Genomic DNA, 17,346 nt, shown 5'->3' with positions numbered 1-17,346 from the left:
CCCAGCCGGCCGGGCGCAGCTGGTGCTCAGGGGTGTTTCGCGCGGTGGGACGACCGTGAGCGTCGGCCGAGAGCGGAAGCGAACGTTCGTGCACCAAATGCCGGGCTCCCGCAGGAATGACGGCGCGCCCATCACCAGCTGGCGGAGGCTGCCGCGGTGCCCGTAGTGGCTGCTACGCGGTGATCAGGCACGGCGGTCGTTGTTGTGGACCAGGAGCCAGGATTGCCACGGCCATCGGCCGCGGGGACCAGGTTTGCGGCGATGATCGGCCGCGGGGCCGGCAGCCGCGATGGACGCGGTGACCGGACGCCGCGGGGCCGGCAGCCAGGGCTGGGGCCGGGAGGGACGCGGTGACCAGACGCTGCGGGGCCGACAGCGGGGCCGGGGCCGGGATGGACGCGGTGACGGGACGCCGCGGGGGCCGGGAGGGACGCGGTGAGTGGGGGCGGTGCTTCTGGGGTGGGCAGCGCCCGAAGTTGTCCGGAGGGCGCCCGGCGGCCCTCAGCGGGAGACGAAGTCGTGCAGCCAGTCCTGGGGGATCGGCTGGCTGGGGGCCGCGCCGATCCGGCGCAACGCCTCGCCCGGCCGGATGCCGAGCAGGGCCAGCGTCATGGTGGCCAGCAGCGTCGTCCGGCCGAGCTCGGCGCTGGACTGGGTGACCACGAAACGCCCGGAACGGACTTCTTGCGCCAGCCGGGTGGCCAGCGCGACCATCGCGGTGGCTTCCTTGCGCGGGGACTTGTCGTCCGGGTCGGGGTAGTCGACCAGTTCGATCCCGGCGCTGTCGGCGGCGGCCGGTCGGTGTCTCGCGTTGCACACCAGGATGTGCACGCCGGCCCGGGCGAGCGCTGCCATCTCGGCGGGCGACCACGGCTGCTCGCGGGGGTGTGCCATGGTGGCCAATTGCCCTGGCCCCGGCCCCGCGATCACGTGGAGTGCTGATCCCATGAACTGTTCGTCTCCCCTGCCACGGAGGCGGCTGCCGCTGTCGGTGAATCTGGCTTACGCAGAGTAGGGTCACCCCCGGCATGCCCGCTAGCGAGAGGCGCAGAGAAGAGTGACAACCCCCCGGAAGACCCGTGTCGCGATCGTGTTCGGCGGGCGCAGCACTGAGCACGCCATTTCCTGCGTGAGCGCGGGGGCCATCCTGGGCGCACTGGACCCGGATCAGTACGAGGCGGTCCCGGTCGGAATCACCCGTGAGGGTCGCTGGGTCCTCGCCGGGAACGACCCGTCGCAGCTCGCCATCGCGGACGAGAAGCTGCCGGAGATCACCGCCGCGTCGGGCAACGCGGTCGTGCTGGCGGCCGACCCGACGTCGACCGAGCTGATCGTGCGCGACCCGGCCGAGGGCATGTCCGAGCTCGCCGGGGTGGACGTCGTCTTCCCGGTGCTCCACGGGGCGTACGGGGAGGACGGCACGATCCAGGGGATGCTGGAGATGGCCGGGATCCCGTATGTCGGCGCGAACGTCTTCGCCTCGGCCGCGGCCATGGACAAGGAGTTCACCAAGAAGCTCGCGATCGCCGAGGGCATCCCGGTGGGGCCGTACGTGGTGCTGCGCGCCGGTGTCTCGCTCGCCGAGGCGGACAAGGAGCGGCTCGGCCTGCCGGTCTTCGTGAAGCCGTCGCGGGCCGGCTCGTCGACCGGTATCACCAAGGTGACCGACTGGGCGGACCTGGACGCGGCGATCGCGAAGGCCCGTCAGATCGACCCGAAGGTGCTGGTCGAGGCCGCGATCGTCGGCCGTGAGGTCGAGTGCGGGGTGCTGGAGAGCGAGGCCGGCGGTGTTCCGGAGGCGTCGCTGCTCGCCGAGATCCACGTGGACGACGCCGACTGGTACGACTTCGAGACCAAGTATCTGGTGGGCAGCCGTTACACGATCCCGGCGGAGCTCGGCGACGAGATCACCAAGCAGGTCCAGGAGTACGCGCGGCGGACCTTCACGGCGCTCGACTGCGCGGGCCTGGCCCGGGTCGACTTCTTCGTGACCGCTGACGGCGAGATCTTCCTCAACGAGATCAACACGATGCCGGGCATGACGCCGACGTCGATGTTCCCGCAGATGTGGGCCGCGACCGGCCTGGAATACCCGAAGGTCGTGGACCGGCTGATCCGCACCGCGCTGCGGCGGGGGACCGGGCTTCACTGACCCGGGTTGCACCCGCTGGGCACGCCGTCGGTGATCGACTTGTCGGTCTGCACCACGATGTCGGAGAACTCGTTCGCCCACTGGGCGCGGTTGGTGAACGAGGACGGCACCTCCACCTGCACCGGAACCTCACGGTCCATGGTGGTGAACGTGGTCCGGTCGGCCTTGTCCTGGTAGTACCAGCAGACCCGGTTCATCAGCAGGAGGTCGGCGACCAGCGGCACGCACGTGCCGGACGTGTCGTCGACCTTCTCGCACATCGTGGGCTGGGCGACGCCGCAGGAGACGGTGAGCGGCGGCTCCCCGTACGCCGCGTTCTGCTCCGGGCCGGCGCTGACCTTGCGGGCCGGCAGGTTCCGCACCTGTGGGGGCAGCTGTGAGGTGACCGCCAGGCACACCTGCGCGGCCCGGGCGGAGAGCTCGGGCGCGGCGAGCTCGACCGCCGTGCTGGGCACGGCGATCGGGCCGCTCGCGGTGGGCGCCGGTGCCGCATCCGGCGCCGTCGCCTTGGTGATCTGGGTGAAGGCGACGAGACCCACGACCAGGACGATCGGCACGGCCACCACGGTCGCCCAGACGGCGGCGATCCGGGTGATGTTGTCCGGCTTCTTCTCCCCGGAGGCGGGGGTGTCCTGCGGGGCGTCGACGTCGACCATGCTCAGAGGTTTACCACGGAGCAGGTGAGGGTCCGGGTGATGCCCGGCACGTACTGGACCTTGCTCACAATCAGACTGCCCAACTCGTCGACCGTGTGTGCCTCGGTGAGCACCACGACGTCATAGGGGCCGGTGACCGCGTCGACGCGGACGACCCCCGGTATTTTCTCGATCGCTGCGGCCACGTCACGGGCCTTGCCGACCTCCGTCTGAATGAGGATGTATGCCTGGACCACGATCGACTCCTATCCGTCACCGTCGGTGATCCCTGGAAAGTGAAACTACCGTACGAAGCGACCCGGAAGCGGGACGCCACCATCGAAGGGCGTGCACGTGAGCATCGCAGAGTCCGGTGAATTCGGACTGATAGGCAGCATTCTGTCACGTCTCGGTGACGGTTCGGCCACCCTGCTCGGACCCGGCGACGACGCCGCCGTGGTGCGCGCCGCCGACGGCCGGGTGGTGGCGTCCACCGACGTGCTGGTCGAGGGCCGCCATTTCCGCCGCGACTGGTGCGGCCCGGCCGACGTGGGCCACCGGGCCGCAGCCGCGAACCTGGCCGACATCGCCGCGATGGGCGCCACCCCGACCGCGCTGCTGGTCGCGCTCTGCGTGCCCGGCGATCTGGACGCCTCCTGGGCCGAGGGCCTGGCCGACGGGCTGACCGCCGAGGCGGCGCTCTGCGGGGCGAGCGTGGTCGGCGGGGACACGTCGTCCAGCCCGACGCTCACGGTCGCTGTGACGGCTCTGGGAGATCTCAACGGCCTTGATCCGGTACGGCGTGACGGCGCCCGGCCCGGCGACCTCCTGGCGCTGTGCGGGCGGGTGGGATATGCGGCGGCCGGCTACACGGTGCTTTCCCGGGGCTTCCGGACGCCGAAGATGCTCGTGGAGGCGTACCGGCGCCCCGAAGTTCGCTATGCGGCCGGCCCGGAGGCGGCCCGGCTCGGCGCGACCGCGATGATCGACGTGTCGGACGGGCTGCTGCAGGACGTGGGGCACCTGGCGTCGGCGAGCACGGTCGGCATCGACATCCGGTCGGAGGCGTTCGACGTGCCCGACCAGATGCGGGACGCGGCGAAGGCGCTCGGGGTGGACCCGTACCGGTGGGTGCTCGCGGGTGGCGACGATCACCCGCTCGCCGCGACGTTCCCGGCGGGGACGAAGCTGCCGCAGGGCTGGGTGGAGATCGGGTCGGTGCACGACCGGCCGGGCGTCACCGTCGACCGCAAGCCGTGGTCCGGCCCACTGGGGTGGGACCACTTCCGCTGACGCTGATTACGCTGGCGGCGTGGCACAGATCAAGATCAGGGCGGCTCGGTTCGACGAGCCGGAGGTGGTGGAGCTGGTCGCGGAGAACATGCGCGACCTCTCCGAGCGGTATGGCGGCAGCGGCGACGACACTCCGGTCGCGGCGGCCCACTTCGTCCTGCCGGACGGCGAGTTCCTGGTGGCCGTGCGGGAGGACGACGGCCGGCTGCTGGCCAGCGCCGGCTGGCGGCGGCACGGCACCGACGCGGAGCTCAAGCGGATGTTCACCCGGCCGGAGGCGCGCGGGCAGGGCCTGGCGCGGCGGATGCTGACCGCGATCGAGGAGTCGGCCCGGGCGGCCGGCTGCGAGCGGGTCATCCTGGAGACCGGGGACAAGCAGCCCGAGGCGATCGCGCTCTACGAGTCGGCGGGATATGAGCGGATCGAGGACTTCGGCTACTACAAGGGGCACGAGGGCGTGCTCTCGTACGCCAAGAAGATTCCATAGCAAGAGGCCGCCGGGTCGATGACCCGGCGGCTCCTGGAAAGCTGAACCTCAGGCGCGGGCGACCTTGCCGGCCTTGATGCACGAGGTGCAGACGTTGAGCTTCTTGGTCGTCCCGCCACCGGCAGGGGTCCGCACCGACTGGATGTTCGGGTTCCAGCGGCGGTTGGTCCGCCGGTGCGAGAAGGACACGTTGTGGCCGAAGCCCGGTCCCTTGCCACAGACGTCGCACACGCTAGCCACGGGATACTCCTGGGTTTGATTCGAAGATCTGAAAAGGCCCAGGAGCAAGACTCGCCAGGCAACCCGGCGAGCTTACCCGACTCGACGGGAGAACAGCCAATCGCCCCCGGTCAGGGTGCGTACCCAGCGATTGTCAGGGGTGGTTAGTACGATTTTCGCGTGCTGGAGACCCTCGATGCCGCTGCCGTGCACCGCTGGTGCGACGGTGGGCTGGAGGCGCTTCGGGCCCACCAGCGTGAGATCGACGACCTGAACGTCTACCCGGTGCCCGACGGCGACACCGGGACGAACCTTGTGCTCACCCTCACCGCCGCGCAGGAGGCGATCGAGTCCGCCCTGCACGAGGAGCCGCGCACGCCGCTCGGGCGGCTGATGGGCCGGATGGCGCGCGGCGCCCTGCTCGGCGCCCGCGGCAACTCCGGGGTGATCGTGTCGCAGATCCTGCGGGGCATGGCCGACTCGTTCGCGACCGCCGTCGCGGTGCGCGGTGGTGAGCTGGCCCGGGCGCTGCGGCAGGCCACCGACGCGGCCTATGCGGCGGTGGCCCGCCCGATGGAGGGCACCGTGCTGTCGGTGGTGGCGGCGGCGGCCGAGGGCGCCGGCCGGATCAGGTCGGACAATCTCGTCACCGTGGCGCGGGCCGCGGCGCGGGCGGCGGCGGAGGCGCTCGACCGCACCCCGCAGCAGCTGCCGGTGCTGGCGCGGGCCGGGGTGGTGGATGCCGGCGGGCGCGGGTTGTGCGTGCTGCTGGACGCCCTGGTGGCCGCCGTGGAGGAGAGCACCGGCGCGACGGAGGCCCCCACCGCTGTCCGGCCGCCGGTGCCGATCACCGCGGCGGCCGATCACGAGCACGAGCCGGGTGACTGCGCGGGCTTCGGCTACGAGGTGCAGTACCTGCTGGACGCCGAGGCCGACGCCGTCGAGAGGCTGCGGGTCGTCCTTGCCGGGCTCGGTGACTCGCTGGTCGTGGTCGGCACCGGTGACGGCACCTGGAACGTGCACGTCCACGTCACCGAGATCGGCCCGGCGATCGAGGCCGGCATCGAGGCCGGACGGCCGTACAAGATAAAGGTCACCCTCCTGGAGGAGAAGCGGCCCGGCGCCGATTCGCGGGGCGCGGTGGTGGTCGCCGCCGGGGACGGGCTCACCGCGCTCTTCGAGGCCGAGGGCGCCGTGGTCGTCGACCGGAATCCGTCCACCGCGCAGATGCTGGCCGCGATCCGCGCGTGCGGCGCCTCCGCCGTGGTCCTGCTGCCGAACGACGCGAACACGCAGGCCGTCGCGGTTTCCGCGGCCCGCGAGGCGGAGGCGGCCGGCGTGCACGTCAGCGTGGTCCCGACGCGGTCGCCGGTGCAGGCCCTGGCCGCGCTCGCGGTGCGCGACGACAGCCGCCCCTTCGCCGACGACGTGATCGCGATGGCCGAGGCCGCCGGGGCGTGCCGTTACGGCGAGGTCTGCACCGCCCAGCGCGACGCGCTCACCGTCGCCGGGCCGTGCCGCGCCGACGACCTGCTCGGTCTCGTCGACGGTGAGGTGCACGTGATCGGCACCGACCTGGCCGACGTCAGCCACCGCCTGCTCGACCGGATGCTCGGCGGTGGCGGCGAGCTGGTCACCCTGGTCCTGGGCGCGGACGCCTCGGCGGATCTGGAGGAGGACCTGCGCGGTCACGTGCACCGCACCTGGCCGTTCATCGAGTTGCAGTGCTACGCCGGGGGTCAGCCCCGCTACCACCTGTTGGCAGGAGTCGAATGACCACGACCGAGAACGCGGCGACCAGGGTCACGACCGACGTCCCGTTGACCAAGGTGCTCGGGGCGAAGACGGCGAAGGCGCTGGCCGAGCATCTGGACCTGCACACCGCCGGCGACCTGATCTACCACTTCCCGAGGCGCTACGACGAGCGTGGCGAGCACACCGACCTGCGTCAGCTGGAGGTCGGCGAGCAGGTCACGGTGCTGGCCCAGGTGCAGGGGATCAGTGTGAAACCGTTCCGGCAGCGCAAGGGCAACATGCTCGAGGTGACCATCGGTGACGGCTCCGGAGCGACACTGACCTGCACGTTCTTCAACCAGGCGTGGCGTGAGCGGGAGCTGACCCGGGGCCGGTGGGGGCTGTTCGCCGGCAAGGTCAGCGAGTTCCGCGGCAAGCGCCAGTTGAACAATCCGGCCTATCAGCTGCTCAAGGCCGACGCCACGCAGGACGAGGCGGCCGAGGAGATCGAGGAGTTCGCCGGCGCGCTGATCCCGGTCTACCCGGCCGCGCAGGCCGTGCCGACGTGGACGATCACCAAGTGCGTGCGGACCCTGCTGGACGTCTTCGACCCGCCGGCCGACCCGATGCCCGCCGAGGTCCGGGCGAAACGGAACCTGGTCGGCATCGCGACCGCGCTCCGCGAGATCCACCGGCCCAGCTCGGAGGCGGCGCTCTACTCGGCGAAGCACCGGCTGAAGTGGGACGAGGCGTTCGCCGTCCAGCTGACCCTGGCGCAGCGCCGCGCCCGGGCCGCGGCCGCGCCGGGCACCGCCCGCCCCCGCGTCGCGGGTGGGCTCCTGGACAAGTTCGACGCGGCCCTGCCGTACGAGTTGACCGAGGGCCAGGCGTCGGTCGGCGAGGAGATCGCCGCCGATCTGGGCCGCGCCCACCCGATGCACCGGCTGCTGCAGGGCGAGGTCGGCTCCGGCAAGACGCTGGTCTCGGTCCGTGCCATGCTGCAGGTGGTGGACGCCGGCGGCCAGGCCGCGCTGCTCGCCCCGACCGAGGTGCTCGCCACCCAGCACTTCCGCGGGATCAGCGCGCAGCTCGGCGCCCTCGGCCGGGCCGGTGAGCTCGACGGCGACCCGGAGGGGACCCAGCTGAGCCTGGTCACCGGCTCGCTGGGCGCGGCGGCCCGGCGTGCGGCGCTGGCCAAGGTCGCCGACGGGACCGCCGGCATCGTCGTGGGGACACACGCTTTGCTGTACGAGGGGGTCGACTTCTCCGATCTCGGCCTGGTCGTCGTCGACGAGCAGCACCGGTTCGGGGTGGAGCAGCGTGACGCGCTGCGCGCCAAGGCGGCCCGTCCACCGCACGTGCTGGTGATGACCGCGACCCCGATCCCGCGCACGGTCGCGATGACCGTCTACGGCGACCTGGAGACGTCGGTGCTCTCGCAACTGCCGCGCGGCCGCTCGCCGATCGCGTCGCACGTGATCCCGGCGCTGGAGAAACCGGCGTACCTCGACCGCGCCTGGAAACGGGTGAAGGAGGAGGTGGCGGCGGGCCACCAGGCGTACGTGGTGTGTCCCCGCATCGGCGAGGGCCCCGAGGACGAGGAGAAACCTCCGTCGGACGACGAGCCCGCCCGGCGCCCGCCGCTGGCCGTGACCGAGGTGCTGCCCGCGCTGCGCGATCACTACCTCAAGGGTCTGCGGGTCGAGATGCTGCACGGCAAGATGCCGCCCGAGGAGAAGGACGCGGTGATGCGCGCCTTCGCGGCCGGCGAGGTGGACGTGCTGGTCGCGACCACGGTGATCGAGGTCGGCGTCGACGTGCCGAATTCCACCGTCATGATCATCATGGATGCCGACAGGTTCGGCGTCTCCCAGCTGCACCAGCTGCGCGGCCGGGTCGGGCGGGGCTCCGCGCCCGGCGTCTGCCTGCTGCACACCGAGGCCGTCGAAGGGTCGGCCGCCCGCGAGCGGCTCGACGCGGTCGCCTCCACGACTGACGGTTTCAAGCTCTCCGAGATCGACCTGGAGCAGCGCCGTGAGGGTGACGTGCTCGGCGCGTCCCAGTCCGGCAAGCACTCCCACCTGCGGCTGCTGTCCCTGCTCCGGGACGAGAAGCTGATCAAGGAAGCCCGGGTCGAGGCGGCCTCGCTCGTCGGCGACGACCCCGATCTGACCGACCATCCGGCGCTGGCCGCGTCGGTCGCCGCGCTGGTCGACGAGGACCGCGCCGAGTACCTGGAGAAGGGATGATCTTCCACCTCTGCCCACGGTCCACGTGGGAGTCCGTTGCGGACAGCTATGCCGGTGACACCCTGGAGTCCGAGGGCTTCATCCACTGCTCCGACCCCGAGTGGGTGCACGTCCCGGCCACGCTGTTCTACCGCGGCCGGACGGACCTGGTGCTCCTGGAGATCGACCCCGGCAAGGTCGACGTGCCGGTCGTCTGGGAGGACGGCAGCCCGCCCGACCCTTCAGGACGTCAATTCCCGCATGTGTACGGGCCGCTGCCCGTCTCCGCCGTGATCGCCGTCCACGAGTACCAGCCGCTGCCGGACGGCTCGTTCCCGCCCCTGACGTGACGCGTCGCCGGCCTGTATGAGCCCCTGACACGAAGAGGCGCCCCCGGTGATCCACCGGAGGCGCCTCTCCTCAGTCAACCGCTAGCGGGAACCTCAGGCCTTGAAGTTCACCCGGCGACGACGGGCCAGGAAGAACAGGCCGGCGCCGACGAGCACCAGCAGGACCGCGCCACCCGCGATCGTGCTGGAGTTGGCACCGGTCAGGGCCAGCGCGCCGCCCTCGGTGGAGCTGGTGCTCGGGGTGGCCTCGGCCGGGGTCTCCGAAGCGGACGCCGAAGCCGAAGCGGACGCCGACGCGGACACCGAGGCGGACGGCGAAGCCGAGCTGGAGGTGCTGGTGCCCGGGTTCGGCTTGGTGCAGTTCTCCGGCTTGGTCCACTTGACGTCGCCGTTCAGCGCGAGGAAGTCACCGGTCACGGCGACGGTCAGACCCTCGGTGGCCGGGAAGGTCACGGTCTTGGTCTCGCCGGCCTTGACGGTGACGGTCTGCGCCTCGCCCTTGGCCGGGGTGAAGGTGCCGGTCAGCGACGCGGCGCCGTTCTCCGGGTTCTTCAGGGTGAAGACCAGCGAGTCACAGGTGCTCTTGATCTCGGTGACCGGCGCACCGACCTCGGGCTTGGTGCACCCGGCGGGCTTGGTCCAGGAGCCGGCCCAGAGCTGCTTGCCACCGGCGGTGACCTTGATGTTCTTGGCGTTGGCGGCCGGAATCGTGAGGTCGCTCTTGTCGTTCTTGTCGACGACCTGGCTCTGCGTGAAGCCGCCGTCAGCGGTGATCTCGAAGCGCACGCTGGTGACGCCGGCGTCCCGGTTGATCAGGGACAGCTTGACGTTGCCCGCACAGTCCGGAAGTGCCTCGACGGCCGGCTTGGCCTCGCAGACGCCGTTCTTGTAGTCCCCGTTGTTCCCGTTCCACCAGGCGTTCTGCGGCTGACCGAGAGCCGGCTTCGACTGCGCGCCGCGCCCGGCCGGGCTGCCGACCTTGTCGTTGTCGTACCTGGCGCTGTTGTCGGTCAGCGGGTTGATGACCTTGTCACCGAAGACGAAGTCGACCTGGGTGAAGCAGGTCGGGACCTTGACCTTGAAGTCGATCCGCAGCTCGCCCTTGTCGTTCTTCGGGGTCTTGTCGGTGAAGAACTGCGTCGAGCTGTCCAGGACGTACTGCGGCAGCGAGAAGGAGGCCGACGGCGCGGTGTAGGAGACGAGCGTCAGCGGAACCTGCTGGTTCTCACAGATCGGACCGTTCAGCAGCTTGATGCTGGCGGTGCCGGCCGGCCCGTTGAAGCTGTGCTCGAACCGGGCTTCGGCGCCGCTCGTGCAGCTGTTGGTGGCCTGCGCCGGAGCGGCGAAGGCGACGAGGCTGCCGAGGCTGACGAGGGCGCCGGCCGCGAGAGCCGCGACGTGCCGCAAGCGGGGGGTGAACTTCATTCGTTCTCCTGGTACGGGGGACGGAAAGGGGCGCGTCGACGAAGAGTCGACGCGCCCCCGGGTACTAGCGGTGGTTCACCTGGTTATCAGGCGGTGAAGCGGATCTTGCGGCGGCGGGCCATGAAGAAGAGGCCGGCACCGACGAGCAGGACCAGGACAGCACCACCGGCGATGGTGCTGCTGTTGGCGCCGGTCAGCGCGAGCTGCTCGTCGTCACAGTCGGCCGGCTTCTCGTCGTCGAACTTGACCGTCTCGGTGTTGGTGATGGTCTGACCCTTGTAGGTCAGGGTGATCGTCACGTCGACGGTCGAGCCGGCCTTGGCGTCGATGGTCGTGCTCTTCTTCTCGCCCGGCGCGATGGACAGGTCCTTCTCGGTGCCGTCGCTCGACTTGAAGTGCAGCTTGATCGCGATACCGTCGGCCGGGTTGTCGAAACCGAAGGTCATGCTGTCGCAGTCGGCCGCGAAGATCGGGGTGGGCTCGCCCGGCAGGTCGTCCGGCAGGGGCTCCTCCGGAGCGCTGGCGGTCGTGCTCGGGGTCACGCTCACGGAAGCGGACGTGCTCGCGGAAGCGGACGTGCTCGCGGAAGCGGACGTGCTCGCGGAAGCGGACGTGCTCGCCGAAGCGGACGCGCTCGCCGAAGCGGAAGCGGAAGCGCTCGCGGAAGCGGACGCGCTGGCCGTGGGCTCACCCTTCTTGCAGTTTTCCGGGCGGTTCACCGTCTTGCTGTGGAGCGTGTCGCCGACGCCGTTCGAGAACTTGACGGTCTCGGTCAGAGTGATCGACGTGGCGTCGGCGGCGAGCGCCTGCTTGCCCACGGTCGCGGTGTTGGTCGCGTAGTCCTCGCCCTTGTGCAGGCCGACCAGCGGGCCCGCCTTGCCACCGATCGCGGCGGTGTCCAGCGTCTCGAATCGGTAGGTCGGAACGCCGGCGGGGGCGTAGCCGAAGACCGTCCACTCGACGGTCCAGTTGCCGGTCTTGGTGTCACACGTCGTGTCGGCCGTGATGTCACTGTGGTGAGCGGAGGCGGGCGCTGCGAAGACAGCGATGCCACCCAGGCCGAGGGCAGCGCCGGCGGCGACAGTGGCCGCACGACGGAGTGAGGACTTGGACAGGTTCACGCGCTTACTCCTGGGAACGGGGGCAGGAAGTTTTCGGGGCGTGAGGAGGCCATGCGGCATTGGCCGCTCGCTATGGAAAACCGGCGAGGGCTGCGACGACGCCTCCCCACGTCGCCTGCGGACGGTCCGTGAAGGACGTTCGCAACGAGGCCCGACCCTAGCCACTTCCTGCGATCAAAGAAACGTCTCAGCGTCACATAAGGGTCTTGTTATGAACCCGTGATCTTTTTTCACTGCAACGGGACGGTCCCGTTGCGCGTAGTGCCTGTGACGAGGGAATTGTTCACGCGCTGGTGGCCGTTCGGTTGGGGTGCACTAGCGTCGAGGCCGATGACGAGGATTATCGCCGGGGCACATGGCGGGCGGCGTCTGTCCGTTCCGTCCGGTGTGCACACCCGGCCCACATCTGACCGGGTTCGCGAGGCGTTCTTCAGCACTCTCGAGACGATGACGGATCTGTCCGGTGCGCGGTTCGCCGACCTTTATGCCGGATCCGGTGCGGTCGGCCTGGAGGCGCTGTCCCGCGGTGCCGATCACGTCCTTCTGGTCGAATCGGACGCCAAGGCGGCCCGGGTCGTCCGTGACAATGTGGTCGCTCTCCGTGTCGGTCCTGCGGCCCGGGTCGTCACCGGAAAAGTGGTGCAGGTTCTCGCCGATCCTCCGGACGGGGGGCCGTACGACGTGGTCTTCGCCGACCCGCCGTACGCGCTGGGTAGTGACGAGGTCGACGCCGTGCAACAGGAGCTGATGGCCAACGGCTGGCTGGCCCCGGACGCCGTGGTGGTGTTCGAGCGTTCCACCCGATCGACTCGCAGAGAGCCGTTGAGCTGGGTGGACGGTGTGGTCGGCGATCGCACCCGGCGTTACGGCGAGACCACTCTTTGGTACGGTCGCCGATCATGAGACGAGCGGTGTGTCCCGGCTCCTTCGACCCGGTCACGAACGGTCACATCGACATCGTCGGACGGGCCAGCCGGCTGTTCGACGAGGTCGTCGTCGGAGTCCTGATCAACCAGACCAAGTCCGGCATGTTCACCGTGGAAGAGCGCCTCGAGATGCTCAGCGAGGTGACCGCCCCGTACGGGAATGTCCGGGTGATGTCTTTTCACGGATTGCTGGTGGACTTCTGCCGCGACCAGGGTGCCGAGGTGGTGGTCAAGGGCATCCGCGCGGTGAGCGACTTCGACTACGAGTTGCAGATGGCGCAGATGAACATCGGGCTCTCCGGTGTGGAGACGCTGTTCATGCCGACCAACCCGCTGTACTCGTTCGTGTCGTCCAGTCTGATCAAAGACGTGGTCAAGTGGGGTGGCGACGCCTCGGCGTACCTGCCGGACCCGGTGCTCACCCGGTTGGTCAGCCGCCTGAAGCAGAATTAGGGCCGCGTCTCGCAACCGGCCGGGGTCCGAAACACGGCCCGGGAGCCGTCGGCGCGCCGAAGTCGGGCGGGGCGGCGGCACAGTAACGTGATCGCACCACGCTGGGTGGCGGTTCGACGACGGGAGTGAGAAACCGGTGGATCCGCTCGACCGTATCGACGAGCTCATCGAGCACGTCCAGGACGCGCGTTCGGTTCCGATGTCCCGGACGAACTTCATGTTCGACCGGGGCGAGATGATCGAGCGGCTGGAGGAGCTCCGCGCCGAGCTCCCCTCCGAGCTTCGCAAGGCGGCCGCGGTCCTGGACGAGCGGGACCGGATCATCGAGGCCGGCCGCCGCGAGGCGGACCGGATCGTCAGCGAGGGCGAGGCCGAGCACGCCCGCCTCGTCTCGGTGAACGAGATCACCGTCTCGGCCGAGCACGAGGGCGCCCGGATCATCGCCGAGGCGCGGGGCGAGGCGCAGCGGCTGCGCGAGGAGGTCGACGACTACGTCGACACCGCGCTGGCCAACTTCGAGCAGTTCCTGACCAGGGCGCTGGCGTCGATCGAGCGAGGCCGTGACAAGATGCACGCGCTCCGCGAGATCGGCACCTTCCAGGGTGAGGACGCGGAGCGCCCGCTACCGTTCTAGGCCGGGCCGAACCCCGGGCCGATTCGACGACTTCCCGCAAGCTCAGGTAATGTTTTCGGTCGGCCTACCCATGGCTGAGGATCATGATGCCCAAGTCACCGCAGAGTCACCTGGATCCCAGGCAGCCGCTGGTCGTCGACACGACGAAGCTACCCCGGCAGCCTGGTGCGACGCGTGCCCTGAAACGGGTGGTGCCGGCGCCTGCGGACCTCGGCCTGGAGTTGATCTCGGTCCCTGAGGGTTCCGACCTCGAGCTCGATCTGAGCCTGACGTCGGTCTCCGAGGGGGTCTATGTCAGCGGCAACGTTCGCGGCTCGCTCCAGGGCGAGTGCGGCCGGTGCCTCAACGAGATCGACAGCACCTTCGAGGTGTCCCTCGCGGAGATGTTCGCCTACGAGGACAGCACCACGGAGGAGACCACCGACGAGGACGAGGTGGGCCGGATGCAGGGCGACCTGCTGGACCTGGAGCCGGCGGTGCGGGACGCGGTGGTGCTGACCCTGCCGACCAACCCGGTCTGCCGCCCGGACTGCCCTGGGCTGTGCCCCGACTGCGGGGTGCATTTCGACGACCTTCCGGCTGATCACAGCCACGAGGAAGTCGATGCCCGCTGGGCCGCTCTCCGTAATCTGACGGCGACCCCGCCGCAAGACCCGCAGAAACACACCGAGGAGTAGGAACCGTGGCCGTCCCCAAGCGCAAGATGTCGCGCAGCAACACCCGCTCGCGCCGGGCGAACTGGAAGGCGACCGCGGTCTCGACCGTGGCCTGCCCCCAGTGCAAGTCGCCGAAGCTGCCGCACACCGCCTGCTCGGTCTGCGGCACCTACAACGGTCGTCAGGTCCTCGAGGTCTGACGCCGCCGAGTGACGCGCCCGATCATCGGGCGGGTCGTACCCGGACAGTGGCGTTCCACCGGTGCCCCGGCTCCCCACAGGGAGCCGGGCACCGCGCGGATCGCCGTCGACCTCCTCGGCGGGGACCACGCTCCCGCCGTCGTGGTTGACGGCGCTCTGCGTGCCGCCGAGGACGATCCGGCCCTGCACCTGACTCTCGTCGGCCCGGCTGATGCCGCCGACGCGGTGCTCGACGCCCTCCGACCGGCGCAGCGCCACCGCATCACCGTCGTGCCCGGCGGAACCACCGCCGAGGCCGTCGCCGCGGGCCATGCCGACGCGCTGGTCTCCGCCGGTGACACCGCCGTGACGGTCGTCTCCGCCGCACGTGCCCTGGGCCGCTGGCCCGGAATCCGCCGTCCCCCGCTCGCCGCCGTGCTGCCCACCGCCGCCGGCCGGCTCGTGCTGCTCGACGTCGGCTCGACCGTCGACCCGGACGCCGAGACCCTCGCCACCCATGCCCGGCTCGGCGCCGCCTACGCCACCGCGGTCCACGCCCTCCCCGATCCGCGGGTGGGCCTGCTCACCATCGGCACCGAGCGAGGCAAGGGCGACCGCCTGCGCCGGGCCGCCGCGCGGCTCCTGGAGGACCTGCCGCTGCGCTACGCCGGCCTGGTCGAGGGCAGCGACGTCGTGCTGGGCGCCGCCGCCGACGTCGTGGTCACCGACGGCTTCACCGGAAACGTCCTCCTGAAGGCCCTCGAAGCCGTCCACGGGACAAGAAAAGCCGACGAGACCCGCGCCGCCGTCCTGCTCGGCGTCCGCGGCGTCGTGGTCGTCTGCCATGGCGCCGCCACCGGCCCCGATCTGGCCAACGGCATCGCCTTCGCCGCCGACCTGCACCGCCATCGCCGAATTGATGTCGTACAACGAGGTATCGCATGAATGACAAGCGTCGCCGTCCCCCCACCCTCCCCCTGGAAGAGGCCTTCGGCATTCCGATCGCGCCGGAGATGCTCGAACGGGCACTGACCCACCGCTCGTACGCGTACGAGAACGGCGGCCTGCCCACCAACGAGCGCCTGGAGTTCCTGGGCGACTCGGTGCTCGGCGTGGTGATCACGTCGGCCCTGTTCCACAACCACCCGGACCTGCCCGAGGGCCAGCTCGCGAAACTGCGCGCCAGCGTCGTGAACATGCACGCGCTCGCCGACGTGGCGCGCGGCCTCGGCGAGGAGGGCCTCGGCCCGCACCTGCTGCTCGGCAAGGGCGAGGAGACCACCGGCGGCCGGGACAAGGCCAGCATCCTGGCCGACACCCTGGAGGCGCTGCTCGGCGCGATCTACCTGGAGCACGGGCTGGAGACGGCCGGCGAGGTGATCCACAGGCTGTTCGACCCGCTGATGGCCGAGTCGGCCGGCCGGGGCGCCGCGCTGGACTGGAAGACCAGTCTGCAGGAGCTGACCGCTGCGCTCGGGCTCGGCGTGCCGGACTATGTGATCGAGGACTCCGGTCCGGATCACGCGAAGACGTTCACCGCGTGGGTGGTGGTGGCCGGCGTCCGCTACGGCGGGTCCGAGGGCCGCAGCAAGAAGCAGGCCGAGCAGCGTGCGGCCGCGGCCGCCTGGCGCACCCTCACCGATCGGAACGAGACCGATGGCGACGACAAGCCCGAGTGAGACGGCAACGACGACGGCGGACGAGAGCGAGCCGCGGGACAGCATCTGGGAGAAGGCCGGCGGCGGTCGCGGGGTCGCCGTCGCGATCGGGCTGCTCGCGCTGACCCGGATCGCCCAGCTGCTGATGATCTGGTGGCTGGGCGGTGAATCGACGTCGGGCGGGGACGTCTGGCACCGGCTGCTCGTCTGGGACGGCGGCTGGTTCCTGCGGGTGGCCCTGAACGGGTACCCGCACGGCTACACGTACGACGCCAACCACGTCCTGCAGGCCAACGAGCTGGCGTTCTTCCCGCTCTACCCGATGCTGATCCGCGGGGTCACGCTGCTCGGCGTCGCCCCGAACGTCGCGGCCGTCGGCGTGGCCTGGATCGCCTCGATCGGGGCGGCGATCGCGCTGCACCTGCTCGGCACCAGCCTCTACGGCAAGCGGGCCGGCTGGGCGCTGGTCGCGATCTGCTGCTCGGCGCCGGTGTCCGTGGTGCTGTCCATGGCGTACTCGGAAAGCCTGTTCCTCGCCCTTGTCGCCGGCATGCTGGTGGCCGCGCACCGGCGGGCGTGGTTCCCGGCCGCCCTGCTCGGTCTCGGCGCCGCGCTGACCAGGCCGACCGGTGCCGCCGCGGCGCTCGCCCTGGCGGTCGCCGCGCTGATGGCGGTCCGCCACGAGCGCAACAAGCTCCCGCCCCTGGCGGCGGCCGCGACCGCTCTCGCCGGCGTGCCGCTGTTCCTCGGCTGGGTCGGCTGGCGGGTCGGTGACTGGACCGCCTGGTTCAAGATCCAGACGGCCGGCTGGGGTACGTCGTTCGACTACGGCAGCAGCACGATCAGCTTTCTGGAGGCCACGTTCACCGGCGCCGACGGCTGGGTGCAGGTGAGCGTCGGGCTGATCCTGCTCGCCGCGCTGGCCGCGGCCGGGGTCGCGCTCGCGCAGAAGCCGTGGCTGCCGCTCGCGGTCTACGGGGTCGTCGCCATGATCCTCGTCTACGGCCAGGCCGGGTTCTACCACTCCAAGCCGCGGCTGCTGCTGCCCGTACTGTTGACGCTGCTGCCGTCGGTGATCGCCGCCGCCCGCGCCCGCCCCCGGGTCGCGGTTCTGGCGATCAGCGCGTGGGCCGCCTTCGGCCTCTGGTACGGCGCCTACCTGATCACCATCTGGCCCTACACGATGTGAGGACCCC

At 70.6% G+C, this 17,346-nt stretch carries 20 protein-coding genes; 14 read left to right on the top strand and 6 right to left on the bottom strand.

The features are described 5' to 3' along the window. Positions 1 to 501 precede the first annotated feature (501 nt). The gene (locus Acy02nite_RS27250) at positions 502 to 948 is read right to left on the bottom strand and encodes a hypothetical protein (RefSeq protein WP_203745539.1); all 447 of its coding nucleotides are present in this window, start codon (positions 946 to 948) and stop codon (positions 502 to 504) included. A 109-nt stretch (positions 949 to 1,057) separates the two neighbouring features. Here Acy02nite_RS27250 and Acy02nite_RS27245 point away from each other — a divergent pair, with 109 nt between their 5' ends. After that, a complete protein-coding gene (locus tag Acy02nite_RS27245) occupies positions 1,058 to 2,152 on the top strand; it encodes a D-alanine--D-alanine ligase family protein (RefSeq protein WP_203745537.1) in 1,095 nt (364 codons plus the stop codon). On the opposite strand, the gene Acy02nite_RS27240 is transcribed toward Acy02nite_RS27245, so the two are convergent. Continuing rightward, complete coding sequence (locus Acy02nite_RS27240; protein ID WP_203745535.1) at positions 2,146 to 2,808, bottom strand: DUF3515 family protein; 663 nt, start codon at positions 2,806 to 2,808, stop codon at positions 2,146 to 2,148. The two genes, Acy02nite_RS27245 and Acy02nite_RS27240, sit on opposite strands and share 7 nt — an antisense overlap. 2 nt (positions 2,809 to 2,810) lie before the next feature. Further along, the gene (locus tag Acy02nite_RS27235; protein ID WP_067685920.1) at positions 2,811 to 3,044 is read right to left on the bottom strand and encodes an Lrp/AsnC family transcriptional regulator; all 234 of its coding nucleotides are present in this window, start codon (positions 3,042 to 3,044) and stop codon (positions 2,811 to 2,813) included. Positions 3,045 to 3,141: 97 nt separating this feature from the next. On the opposite strand from Acy02nite_RS27235, the gene Acy02nite_RS27230 reads away from it, so the two are divergent. Next, entirely contained in the window at positions 3,142 to 4,080 is a 939-nt protein-coding gene (locus Acy02nite_RS27230; protein WP_203745534.1) for a thiamine-phosphate kinase, read from the top strand. Between the two features lie 19 nt (positions 4,081 to 4,099). After that, positions 4,100 to 4,567 carry a GNAT family N-acetyltransferase gene (locus tag Acy02nite_RS27225; RefSeq protein ID WP_203745532.1) on the top strand — a complete coding sequence of 156 codons (468 nt, stop codon included), beginning with the start codon at positions 4,100 to 4,102 and terminating at the stop codon, positions 4,565 to 4,567. 48 nt (positions 4,568 to 4,615) lie between these two features. Here the strand turns inward: Acy02nite_RS27225 and rpmB are convergent, their stop codons facing one another. Beyond that, positions 4,616 to 4,807 carry a 50S ribosomal protein L28 gene (rpmB, locus tag Acy02nite_RS27220; RefSeq protein WP_014694271.1) on the bottom strand — a complete coding sequence of 64 codons (192 nt, stop codon included), beginning with the start codon at positions 4,805 to 4,807 and terminating at the stop codon, positions 4,616 to 4,618. Positions 4,808 to 4,966: 159 nt separating this feature from the next. Between rpmB and Acy02nite_RS27215 the strand changes: the two genes are divergently transcribed. From Acy02nite_RS27215 to Acy02nite_RS27205, 3 genes are read left to right on the top strand one after another with little or no spacing between them, the layout of a single operon-like run. Further along, on the top strand, positions 4,967 to 6,562 hold the full coding sequence (locus Acy02nite_RS27215; protein WP_203745530.1) for a DAK2 domain-containing protein: 1,596 nt from the start codon (positions 4,967 to 4,969) through the stop codon (positions 6,560 to 6,562). Further along, positions 6,559 to 8,769, top strand: coding sequence for an ATP-dependent DNA helicase RecG (gene recG, locus Acy02nite_RS27210; RefSeq protein WP_203745528.1), 2,211 nt, complete (start codon positions 6,559 to 6,561; stop codon positions 8,767 to 8,769). The genes Acy02nite_RS27215 and recG overlap by 4 nt, the downstream gene beginning before the upstream one ends. Beyond that, a complete protein-coding gene (locus Acy02nite_RS27205) occupies positions 8,766 to 9,098 on the top strand; it encodes a DUF952 domain-containing protein (RefSeq protein ID WP_203745526.1) in 333 nt (110 codons plus the stop codon). Before recG ends, Acy02nite_RS27205 begins: the two co-directional genes overlap by 4 nt. A gap of 93 nt (positions 9,099 to 9,191) precedes the next feature. Here the strand turns inward: Acy02nite_RS27205 and Acy02nite_RS27200 are convergent, their stop codons facing one another. Both Acy02nite_RS27200 and Acy02nite_RS27195 read right to left on the bottom strand, forming a co-directional pair. Next, positions 9,192 to 10,523 (bottom strand): LAETG motif-containing sortase-dependent surface protein, encoded by a 1,332-nt coding sequence (locus Acy02nite_RS27200; protein WP_203745524.1) that lies wholly within the window; start codon positions 10,521 to 10,523, stop codon positions 9,192 to 9,194. A gap of 86 nt (positions 10,524 to 10,609) precedes the next feature. Beyond that, a complete protein-coding gene (locus Acy02nite_RS27195; protein WP_203745522.1) occupies positions 10,610 to 11,644 on the bottom strand; it encodes an LAETG motif-containing sortase-dependent surface protein in 1,035 nt (344 codons plus the stop codon). A gap of 330 nt (positions 11,645 to 11,974) precedes the next feature. Between Acy02nite_RS27195 and rsmD the strand changes: the two genes are divergently transcribed. The 8 genes from rsmD to Acy02nite_RS27155 all read left to right on the top strand — a co-directional run bounded on the left by rsmD (position 11,975) and on the right by Acy02nite_RS27155 (position 17,339). Further along, positions 11,975 to 12,547 (top strand): 16S rRNA (guanine(966)-N(2))-methyltransferase RsmD, encoded by a 573-nt coding sequence (gene rsmD, locus Acy02nite_RS27190; protein ID WP_203745520.1) that lies wholly within the window; start codon positions 11,975 to 11,977, stop codon positions 12,545 to 12,547. Then, on the top strand, positions 12,544 to 13,023 hold the full coding sequence (coaD, locus tag Acy02nite_RS27185; RefSeq protein ID WP_203745516.1) for a pantetheine-phosphate adenylyltransferase: 480 nt from the start codon (positions 12,544 to 12,546) through the stop codon (positions 13,021 to 13,023). Before rsmD ends, coaD begins: the two co-directional genes overlap by 4 nt. Before the next feature lie 136 nt (positions 13,024 to 13,159). After that, positions 13,160 to 13,657, top strand: coding sequence for an SPFH domain-containing protein (locus tag Acy02nite_RS27180; protein WP_203745514.1), 498 nt, complete (start codon positions 13,160 to 13,162; stop codon positions 13,655 to 13,657). A gap of 86 nt (positions 13,658 to 13,743) precedes the next feature. Further along, positions 13,744 to 14,334, top strand: coding sequence for a YceD family protein (locus tag Acy02nite_RS27175; protein WP_203745512.1), 591 nt, complete (start codon positions 13,744 to 13,746; stop codon positions 14,332 to 14,334). 5 nt (positions 14,335 to 14,339) lie between these two features. Beyond that, a complete protein-coding gene (rpmF, locus tag Acy02nite_RS27170; protein ID WP_014694262.1) occupies positions 14,340 to 14,513 on the top strand; it encodes a 50S ribosomal protein L32 in 174 nt (57 codons plus the stop codon). Positions 14,514 to 14,537: 24 nt separating this feature from the next. Further along, positions 14,538 to 15,437: a phosphate acyltransferase PlsX gene (locus tag Acy02nite_RS27165; protein ID WP_239175246.1), complete on the top strand. Its 900-nt coding sequence runs from the start codon at positions 14,538 to 14,540 to the stop codon at positions 15,435 to 15,437. Next, positions 15,434 to 16,171: a ribonuclease III gene (gene rnc / locus Acy02nite_RS27160; protein ID WP_203745508.1), complete on the top strand. Its 738-nt coding sequence runs from the start codon at positions 15,434 to 15,436 to the stop codon at positions 16,169 to 16,171. Before Acy02nite_RS27165 ends, rnc begins: the two co-directional genes overlap by 4 nt. Beyond that, positions 16,149 to 17,339 (top strand): mannosyltransferase family protein, encoded by a 1,191-nt coding sequence (locus Acy02nite_RS27155; RefSeq protein ID WP_203745507.1) that lies wholly within the window; start codon positions 16,149 to 16,151, stop codon positions 17,337 to 17,339. The genes rnc and Acy02nite_RS27155 overlap by 23 nt, the downstream gene beginning before the upstream one ends. The last annotated feature ends 7 nt before the right edge of the window (positions 17,340 to 17,346 follow it).

The sequence above is a fragment of the Actinoplanes cyaneus genome, from assembly GCF_016862095.1.
GTDB lineage: Bacteria > Actinomycetota > Actinomycetes > Mycobacteriales > Micromonosporaceae > Actinoplanes > Actinoplanes cyaneus.
The sequence above is the reverse complement of the archived record's forward strand: the minus strand, read 5'-3'. Positions and strand labels throughout refer to the sequence as shown.